At 72.7% G+C, this 9117-nt stretch carries 5 protein-coding genes and 1 pseudogene; 2 read left to right on the forward strand and 4 right to left on the reverse strand.

The window, feature by feature from the left end; genetic code table 11:
• From ACEPPI_RS38420 to ACEPPI_RS38435, 4 genes and pseudogenes are all read right to left on the reverse strand, one after another.
• Positions 1 to 3696 (reverse strand): annotated as a pseudogene (locus ACEPPI_RS38420) (beta-ketoacyl synthase N-terminal-like domain-containing protein); the annotation flags it as partial.
• Positions 3697 to 4090: 394 nt separating this feature from the next.
• The gene (locus ACEPPI_RS38425; RefSeq protein ID WP_373919897.1) at positions 4091 to 5641 is read right to left on the reverse strand and encodes a PH domain-containing protein; all 1551 of its coding nucleotides are present in this window, start codon (positions 5639 to 5641) and stop codon (positions 4091 to 4093) included.
• Entirely contained in the window at positions 5638 to 6138 is a 501-nt protein-coding gene (locus ACEPPI_RS38430) for a PH domain-containing protein (RefSeq protein ID WP_373919898.1), read from the reverse strand. The genes ACEPPI_RS38425 and ACEPPI_RS38430 overlap by 4 nt, the downstream gene beginning before the upstream one ends.
• A 62-nt stretch (positions 6139 to 6200) precedes the next feature.
• A complete protein-coding gene (locus tag ACEPPI_RS38435) occupies positions 6201 to 6737 on the reverse strand; it encodes a hypothetical protein (protein WP_373919899.1) in 537 nt (178 codons plus the stop codon).
• Between the two features lie 167 nt (positions 6738 to 6904).
• Here ACEPPI_RS38435 and ACEPPI_RS38440 point away from each other — a divergent pair, with 167 nt between their 5' ends.
• Entirely contained in the window at positions 6905 to 8188 is a 1284-nt protein-coding gene (locus ACEPPI_RS38440; RefSeq protein WP_373919900.1) for a sensor histidine kinase, read from the forward strand.
• Positions 8181 to 8813 carry a response regulator gene (locus ACEPPI_RS38445; RefSeq protein ID WP_373919901.1) on the forward strand — a complete coding sequence of 211 codons (633 nt, stop codon included), beginning with the start codon at positions 8181 to 8183 and terminating at the stop codon, positions 8811 to 8813. The genes ACEPPI_RS38440 and ACEPPI_RS38445 overlap by 8 nt, the downstream gene beginning before the upstream one ends.
• Positions 8814 to 9117: the final 304 nt, after the last annotated feature.

Below are 9117 nucleotides of genomic sequence, written 5' to 3' on the forward strand. Positions count from 1 at the left end.
CGGAACCTCCAGAGCGGCAACCCGGCCCAGACCCCACACCTGCGCCTGAACCGCAGAGACGAGGCGGTCCGAACGGCCCACACTCACCGCACCCCGGGTCAGGCACCACAAGGGCGCCCCCAACCCGGCGTCGCCCATCGCCTGAAGCAGCCCAGCCGTGGGGGCCACCCCGGCGGCCTCGTCCAGCGCCAGCAACGACACCACACCAGCCACGGGGCCGGCCCCGGTCAGCAGCCCGCCCAGCGCGTCCCGGTCCGTACCGGGCTCGACCACGAGGCGGCGTACCTCGGCACCGCGCGCGGCCAGCGCGTCCACCACAGCCGTCGCATCCACACCACCGGCCGGAACAACCACCAGCCACACCCCGGAAAGCCGCGCACCCCCCACGGAGTCCATCACCGGCTTCCACGCGTCGCGGTAGCGCCAGCCGTCCACCTCGGCCTGGGTCCGCACCCGGCGGCGCCAGGCCGACAGGGCCGGGACGACCTCGCTCAGCGGCTGCTCCCCGTCCGCGTCCAGTTCCAGCGCGGCGGCGAGCGCGGCCACGTCCTGGTGCTCGACCGCGTCCCAGAACTCGGTGTCGGCCGGGTCGGTCCCGTAGCCGGACGTGTGGGCCGACTCGGCTGCCGCCACGCGGGAGTTCATCCAGTAGCGCTGCCGCTGGAAGGCGTACGTCGGCAGTTCCACGCTCCGGGCGCCGGTACCGGCGTAGCAGGCGGCCCAGTCCACGTCCGCGCCCCGGACGAACATGCGGGCGATAGCGTCGAGCAGGGTGGCCGGCTCGGCGCGGCCCGCGCGCAGGGCGGCGGCGAAGCCCGGGTTGGCGGGGTCCTGCGGGTCGGTGACCAGGCAGTCGTGTGCCATGGCGGTGAGGACGGGGTCGGGGCCGAGTTCCAGGAAGGAGTCGGCGCCGCGGGCCCGCAGGGTGCGGACGCCGTCGAGGAAGCGGACGGCCTCGCGGACGTGGCGGACCCAGTGCTCGGGGTCGGCCAGTTCGGCGGCGGTGGCCGTGGTGCCGGTGAGGAGGGAGACGACGGGGAGGGTGGGTGCGGCGTAGTCGAGGACCTGCGCCACGCGGCGGAACTCGTCGAGCATGGCGTCCATGTGCGGCGAGTGGAACGCGTGGCTGACGCTCAGCCGCTTGCTCTTGCGCCCGGCGAACGCCTCCGCCACGGCAACGGCGGCGTCCTCGTCACCCGCGATCACCACCGACGTCGGCCCGTTGACGGCGGCAATGCTCACGCGCTCGGTCAGCAGCGGCAGGACCTCGTCCTCCGAAGCCTGCACCGCGATCATCACGCCACCACCCGGCAGGGCCTGCATCAACCGGCCGCGCGCCGCCACCAGCGCGCACGCGTCGTCCAGGGAGAAGACACCCGCCACGTGCGCGGCAGCGATCTCGCCGATCGAGTGTCCGGCGACGAAGTCGGGCTTCACGCCCCACGATTCAACGAGCCGGTAGAGGGCGACCTCGATCGCGAAGAGGGCCGGCTGGGTGTAGCCGGTCTGGTGCAGCAGGGCGGCCTCGGGGGTGCCCTCCTCGGCGAACAGGACGTCGAGGAGGGGGGTGTCGAGCTGCTCGTTCAGGTACCAGCAGGCGTCGTCGAGGGCGTCGGCGAACACCGGCTGGGTCTCGTACAGTTCGCGGCCCATGTCCAGGCGCTGGCTGCCCTGGCCGGTGAACAGGACGGCGGTGCGTCCGGCGGCCGGGGCGGCGTGGACGACGGCGGGCGTATCGGTGGCGTCGGCGAGGGCGTGCAGGCCGCGGCGGAGGGCGGCGCGGTCGTCGCCGAGGACGACGGCGCGGTGGTCGAAGCGGCCGCGGGTGGCGGCGAGGGAGTGGCCGATGTCGAGGGGGTCGGCGTCGGGGTGGGTGTCGAGCCAGTCGCCGAGTCGCCGGGCGGCGGCGCGCAGGGCCTCGGGGGTCTTGGCGGACAGTGCCCAGGGCAGCGGTCCGGACGGCTCGCCCGCCTCCCCGGCCGTCTGCCCGGAAGGCCGGTCCGCCGCTCCCGTCTCCCCGGCCGTTTCGCGGTCTTCGGCGGGCGGCTCCTCGATGATGCTGTGGGCGTTGGTGCCGCTCATGCCGAAGGAGGAGACGCCGGCCCGGCGCGGGGTCCCGGTCGCGGTCCATTCGACGGGCTCGGTCAGCAGGGAGACCGCTCCGGCCTCCCAGTCGACGTGCGGGGTCGGCGCGTCCACGTGGAGGGTCTTGGGGAGCAGGCCGTGGTGCATGGCCATGACCATCTTGATGACGCCGGCGACGCCGGCGGCGGCCTGCGTGTGTCCGATGTTGGACTTCAGGGAGCCCAGGCGCAGCGGCCGGTCGGCGGGGCGGTCCTGGCCGTAGGTGGCCAGCAGCGCCTGCGCCTCGATCGGGTCGCCGAGCTTCGTGCCGGTGCCGTGGGCCTCGACGGCGTCGACGTCGGCGGGGGTGAGGCCGGCGTTGGCGAGGGCCTGGCGGATGACGCGCTGCTGGGCGGGGCCGCTGGGGGCGGTGAGGCCGTTGCTGGCGCCGTCCTGGTTGATGGCGGTGCCGCGGACGACGGCGAGGACGCGGTGGCCGCGGGCGCGTGCGTCGGAGAGGCGTTCGACGAGCAGCATGCCGGCGCCCTCGCCCCATGCGGTGCCGTCGGCGGCGGCCGCGAAGGGCTTGCAGCGGCCGTCGGGGGCGAGGCCGCGCTGGCGGCTGAAGGAGACGAACGAGCCGGGGCTGGCCATGACGGCGACGCCGCCCGCGAGGGCGAGGGAGCATTCGCCGGAGCGCAGGGCCTGGACGGCGAGGTGCAGGGCGGCCAGGGAGGAGGAGCAGGCGGTGTCGACGGTGACGGTGGGGCCTTCGAAGCCGAAGGTGTAGGCGATGCGGCCGGAGGCGACGCTGGCGGCGTTGCCGGTGACGAGGTAGCCCTCGAACCCGTCGGTGGCGTCTTCGAGCCGGGGGCCGTACTCCTGGGTTTCGGCGCCCACGAAGACTCCGACCTGGCCGCCGCGCAGTGCGGCGGGGTCGACGCCGGCCCGGTCGAACGCCTCCCAGGAGGTTTCCAGCAGCAGGCGCTGCTGCGGGTCCATGGCGAGGGCTTCGCGCGGGGAGATTCCGAAGAATGCGGCGTCGAATTGGTCGGCGTCGTGGAGGAATCCGCCTTCGCGCGCATAGCTGGTGCCGGATCGGTCGGGGTCCGGGTTGTAGAGGGAGTCGAGGTTCCAGCCGCGTCCGGTGGGGAATGCGGAAATGGCGTCGGTGCCGCTGGCGACGAGGTCCCAGAGCGCTTCGGGGGAATGCACGCCGCCGGGGAATCGGCAGCCGATTCCGACGATGGCGATCGGTTCGTCGCTGCTGATGGCGGCAGTGACGGGGGCCTCGTCGGGGGTGGTCAGGCCCAGGAGCAGGGCGTGGATCCGGCGGGCGAGGTGGGCGGGGGTGGGGTGGTCGAAGGCCAGGGTGACCGGCAGGCGCAGGCCGGTGGCCGCCACGAGGCGGGCGTGCAGGTCGACGGCGGCGAGGGAGTCGAAGCCGAGGTCGAGGAAGGAGCGGTGGGGGTCGAGCACGGTGGGCGCGTTGTCCCGCAGGGCGGCGATGACGAGGTCGGAGACCCGCTCCAGCAGTGCGGTGCGCTGTTCGCCCTCGGTCAGCCCGGAGAGGTCTTCGTACCACCGTTGCGGGCTGTCGCCGTTGCTGACGTCCTGGGTTTCGCCGGCCTCGGGGGCGCCGTCGATTTCGGCTGCGAAATCCTGGGACTCGTTCAACATCGCGCGCTCCATCACTCCGTGCAGAGAAACCTAAGACCGGTTATGACCCTGGCACGGGGAGTGGTGGCGCAGAAACCCCTAACGGTCCCCTAGGGGCCCCTATGCGGGGACCCCTGTCTTTGCGCTGCACATATGCGAGTTGCGACCGCATCATAATGCCCGTGAAGAGCGGCGGGCGCAAGAATTCGGGGAATTCGAATCCGCTGGGGCCCCTAAGGGCCCCCTAAAGCGCGGGCGTACGAAACGGAGGGGCGGTCGGGGGGGACCGCCCCTCCGTTTCCGGGGGTGCGCCAGTTGGTCGGTGAGGGTGCGCGGGCGGCGGCCGGGGCCCGGGCCGCCGGCGCCGTCAGTGCCGGGCGGGGGCCCGTTCGACGAAGGGGGCCAGCAGGCCCGGTACGGCGTCCTCGGCGAGGGCGAGCCCGTCGGAGACGGCCACGTCGCGGACCTTGTAGACGCCGTTGCCGGCGGCCGTGGCGGCGCCCAGGGTGAGCAGGCCGGCTCGGCGCTGGAAGACGGAGCGGGTGATGGTCCAGCCGATGACCCCGTCGCGCTGGAGGGCGGTGGTGCGGCGGGTGAAGGTGCCGGACCGGGTCACCAGGTAGGGGCCGTGGACGGCGTGGCCGAGGCTGCGGTAGGCGTCGAAGGCGAAGGCCGCTCCGGCGCAGAACAGGACGACGGCGGTGATCCAGCCGGTGTGCACGAGGACCGGGGTGAGCCACAGCCCGAGGCCGACGAGGGGGGCGGCGATCAGGACGGACCAGATCAGGGCGCGGTTGAGCCTGCGCCGCAGGGCGGCGCGGGGGTGCGGTGCGAGCTGGGCCTCGGTGGTCGGGGAGACGCTCTCGCCGAGGACGTCGGCGGCGATCGACTGGGCCAGGGCCAGCGGTACGGGCGGGGTGAGGCGGCTGCGGCTGCTGTTCTCGTCCTCGTCGCCGAGGCCGCTGGCGACGGCCTTCAGCCGGGCGCCGCCTGCCCAGCGCAGCAGCAGGGGTTCGGCGACCTCCGCGCCGCGCAGCCGCTGCTCCTCGATGCTGACGGAGCGGGTGACGAGCAGGCCGCGGCGGACGCGGAGCAGGCCGGTCTCGGGGCGGTCGAGTTGGTAGCCGCCCCAGCCCTCTATGAAGGTGGCCGTCGAGCCCGCGACGCCGATCACGACGATGACGGCGAGGGTGAGCAGGATCCCGTACCAGAGGGGCAGGGAGCCGAAGCGCTCCTCCAGGTCCTTGACGACGCCGAGTTCGAGCGGGTCGATCTTCATCTCGTGCAGGGTGCGGTAGACGGAGCCGACGGCGATGAAGACACCGCCGACGCCCCAGAGGGTCAGGGGCGCGTAGCGCAGCCAAGCCCAGTCGAGCCGGGCGAGGGTGGCGTCGTCGTCGGGGTCGGCGGTGGTCAGGCCCTGGCGGGCGTGGCGCAGTTCGCTGAGCCGGCGCCGCAGTTCCTCGGCGTCGTGGACGCTGAGGCCGTCGAGGGACAGGCCGCCGCCGGAGGTGGCCTGGTCGCCGGTGGCGATCTTCAGGGAGGTGAGGCCGAAGATCCGGTGGAGGGGGTTGGCGGTCAGGTCGACGCTGCGGATCCGGTCGACGGGGATGGAACGTTCGCTGCGGAAGAAGCGGCCCTTGTGGAGTTCCACCCGGTCGTCGGTGATGCGGTACCGGGTGGTGATCAGGCGCATCACGCTGATACCGGCGATGGCGAGGCAGGTGATGAGGAACGAGGCGAAGGTGATCAGGACCTGGAGGTTGATCTCGCCGCCGGTGAGGACGGTGGTGGCGGCGAAGGTGGCCAGCGGTGTGGCCACGACGCTCAGGTTGACGAGGGAGAGGCGGGGGTTGAGGCGCCCCCACCCGTCGGTTTCGGCCTGGTCGGCGGGTCGTACCGCGCTGTCCGGTGTCACGTCGCGTCCCCCGGTACGGCCTGGGTGGCCCTGGTGAGCTTCTCCACGAGCTCGGTGGCGGTGCGGTGGTCCAGGCCCTTGATCTTCACGGCGCCGGCGGAGGAGGCGCTGGTGGCGGTGATCCCGGAGAGTCCGAACAGCTGCTGGAGCGGGCCGCGGAGCATGTCGACGGTCTGGACCCGCGAGAGGGGCACGACCCGCCACCGCTGCCAGAGCCAGCCGGAGGCGGCGTAGACGGCCTCGTCGGTCATCTCCCAGCGGTGCACCCGGTAGCGCCAGACGGGCATGATGCCCATGAAGAGGAGCCCGGGGACGAGTGCGATGAGGAAGAGGGGTCCGAAGACGAAGCGGGCCGGGGTGATGAAGAGCCAGAGCACGCCGAAGGTGATCGGGAGCGGCAGGGCGAAGAGGGAGGACTGGAGGGTCCACCAGCCGATGGCACGGGTCTCGACCCGGTTGCGAGGCGGACGGAGCCTCAGTTCTTGGTTGTCTAGCACTGCGTCACCCTGGTTCCTGGAGGATCTTGGATCGTCGCCGGTCAACTCGTGCCGGATGGTTTTCAGTTCGCCTTCCGGTCCGCCGCGACCGGTTCCCGCTCGGTCGGTACGGCGCGCAGCCGGGACAGCAGGACGGCGGCCCGGGCCACCACCATGGACAGCGACATCAGGGCGAGCGAGCTCGTGAGGGCCTCGCCGCCGCTGAGTTGGTAGTCGGTGGTGAAGCGCGTGATGCCTGCGCCGTACCAGTGCTCGCAGCCGTAGGCGAAGAGGATCTGGGCTCCGAAGAGGAGGGCCCAGACGGCCGCGTGGCCCGGTCCGCCGACGCTGCGGACGTCTCCCGCGGGGTCTCGGTGGGCGGTGAGCAAGGAGCTCGCGACGAGTCCGCAGATGCCGCCCACGCCGATGCCGGCGAGGTGCAGCGACATGTCGTTGCCGGCCGTCGGGAAAGAGTGTACGCAGAGACCGGTGACGACGACGGCCACCAGCGTGGGGCCCGCGATCCTCAGGGCGGTGATGCGCCGGTTGCCGGAGTCGGTCGCGAGGATGAAGGCCAGGATCGTCGCGCTGGTGATGACCGCCGTCGTGAACTGGCCCACGTGACCGAACCCGCCCTTTCCGCACTGCCTCGAAATCCGTTGTCGCGGTTCTCCTTCCGCTGTTTCCAACGTAGGCGGGGCGCCGCGGCCCGGGTGCCGACCGATCGGTGGGACCGGCTGTCAACCGTTCGACGGACACGGGCGGGGCTCGTGGTAGGACTGGTGCCGTGCACATATACACGCAGGAGGAGGTCCCGTGGAAGGGCCCCGGTCGCGGGCTCGACTCCGGGGGCCGCTGGTTCGGTCTGTGGGACGGCTATTTCGCCGTCTCCTACCTCGTCACGGTCGTCTTGTTGTTCGCCTCGGACGAGGACCAGGTCCACCGGGCCCTCGCGATCGGTGCGCTGACGCTGATCGTGCCCTGGTACGCGGGTCTCGGCCGCAGGCCGATGATCGACCGGACGAAGGGGCGGCGCAATCTGGTCTTCTCCGCCGGTCTGTTCCTGCTGTTCGCCACCTCCAGCACGCTGGACCTCGGGGGTTCCTTCGCGCTGTTCGCGGTGGTCCCGATGCTGATGATGAGTCTGCCGATGCCGCCGGCGATCGTGCTGGTCGTCCTGGCCAACCTGTGGCCGGTGACGGTGGTGTGGCTGCGGGGCGGGGAGTTCGACCCGCACATCCTCTCGGTACTGCCGATCTCGCTGCTGGGCATCGCCCTGTCGGTGCTGCTGGGCCTGTGGATCACGCGGGTGGTGCAGCAGAGTTCCGAGCGGGCCGAGATGATCGACGAGCTGCGGCGCAGCCGCGAGCGCGAGGCGCACCTGTCCCACCAGGCAGGCATCTCGGCCGAACGGGAGCGTCTGGCGCGGGAGATCCACGACACCCTGGCGCAGAGCCTGACCAGCATCATCAGTCTGGTGCAGGCCGCCGAGTCGGAGGTGGTGGACAATCCCGCGCGGGCGCAAGAGCGGCTCGGGCTGGCGGGGCGGGTGGCCCGTGACAGTCTGGCCGAGGCCCGGGGTTTCGTCTCGAAGCTGACTCCGCCGGCGCTGCGGGAGAGCTCGCTGGTGCAGGCCGTACGCCGGCAGGCCGACCTGCTGCGCGAGGAGACGGGGCTGGTGGTGCGGTGCACGGCCGGGGGCGAGGAGCAGCCGCTGCCGATGGTGGTGAGCGTGGTGCTGCTGCGTGCGGCGCAGGAGGCGTTCGCGAACGTGCGCAAGCACGCGCGGGACGCCCGGGAAGTGGAGGTACGGGTGGCGTACGCGCCGCGGGAGGTACGGCTCGTGGTGCGAGACGACGGCGCGGGCTTCGCGGTGGACGCCTGCCGGGACCCCGGGCCCGAGGAGGCCGGGGACGACGCGCACAGCGGGGGCTTCGGGCTGCTCGGCATGCGGGCCCGGGTGGCGGAGATCGGCGGAACGGTGCGGGTGGAGAGCGGCCCGGGTGCGGGCACGACCGTCGAGGTGACGGTGGCTCTGGGCCCGGTGGGAGAGGAGTCGGAAGATGACTGAGCGCGACCCGATCGGGGTGCTGCTGGTCGATGACCATCCGGTGGTGCGGGAGGGCCTGTCGGCGATGCTGGAGCTGGACCCGGGCATCCGGGTGGTGGGGCAGGCCGGCTCGGGCGAGGAGGCGGTGGTGCAGGCGGGCCGGCTGCGGCCGGACATCGTCCTGCTCGACCTGCGGATGGGCGCGATGGACGGGGTGGCGGCGACCGGGCACATCCTGCGGGAGTCGCCGCGCACCAAGGTGGTCATCGTGACCACGTACGAGGACGACGCCGACATCCTGCGCGCGGTGGAGGCGGGTGCGGCGGGCTATCTGCTGAAGGGCAGCTCGCGCGAGGAGCTGGTGCAGGCGGTGAAGGCGGCGGCGCGCGGCGAGACGGTGCTGACGCCGTCGCTGGCGCCGAAGCTGTTCCGGGCCCGGGTGGCGGAGCCGCCGGTTCTCTCCGAGCGGGAGCGGGAGGTCCTCCAGCTGGTCAGGGAGGGCCGGACCAACGCGGACATCGGGCAGCGGCTGTTCATCAGCGAGGCGACGGTGAAGACGCATCTGCTGCGGTCGTTCAAGAAGCTGGCGGTGTCGGACCGTACGGCGGCGGTGATGGCGGCCCTGGAACGGGGCCTGCTGTCCTGACCGCGGGGCGCCCCGCGCGGACGCCGGGCCCGCACGCGCGGACGCGCCGCGCGGGCTCGGCCGGGCAGCGCTGTGTGTGTGTGGGGGGGGGGGGGGGGGGGGGGGGGGGGGGGGGGGGGGGGGGGCCCCCCCCCCCCCCACACCACAAAAAAAAAAAAAAAAAAAAAAAAAATATTACCAAAACACTACGAAATACCAAACCCCGGCCCCCCCCGCGCCCCCGCCCCCGGGGGGCGGGCCGGGCAGGCGTTGTTTGTGTGTGGGGGGGGGGGGTGCCGGGGGTCGCAGGGCCCGGGGCACCCGC

This window comes from Streptomyces sp. AB3(2024), assembly GCF_041862025.1.
Lineage (GTDB): Bacteria > Actinomycetota > Actinomycetes > Streptomycetales > Streptomycetaceae > Streptomyces.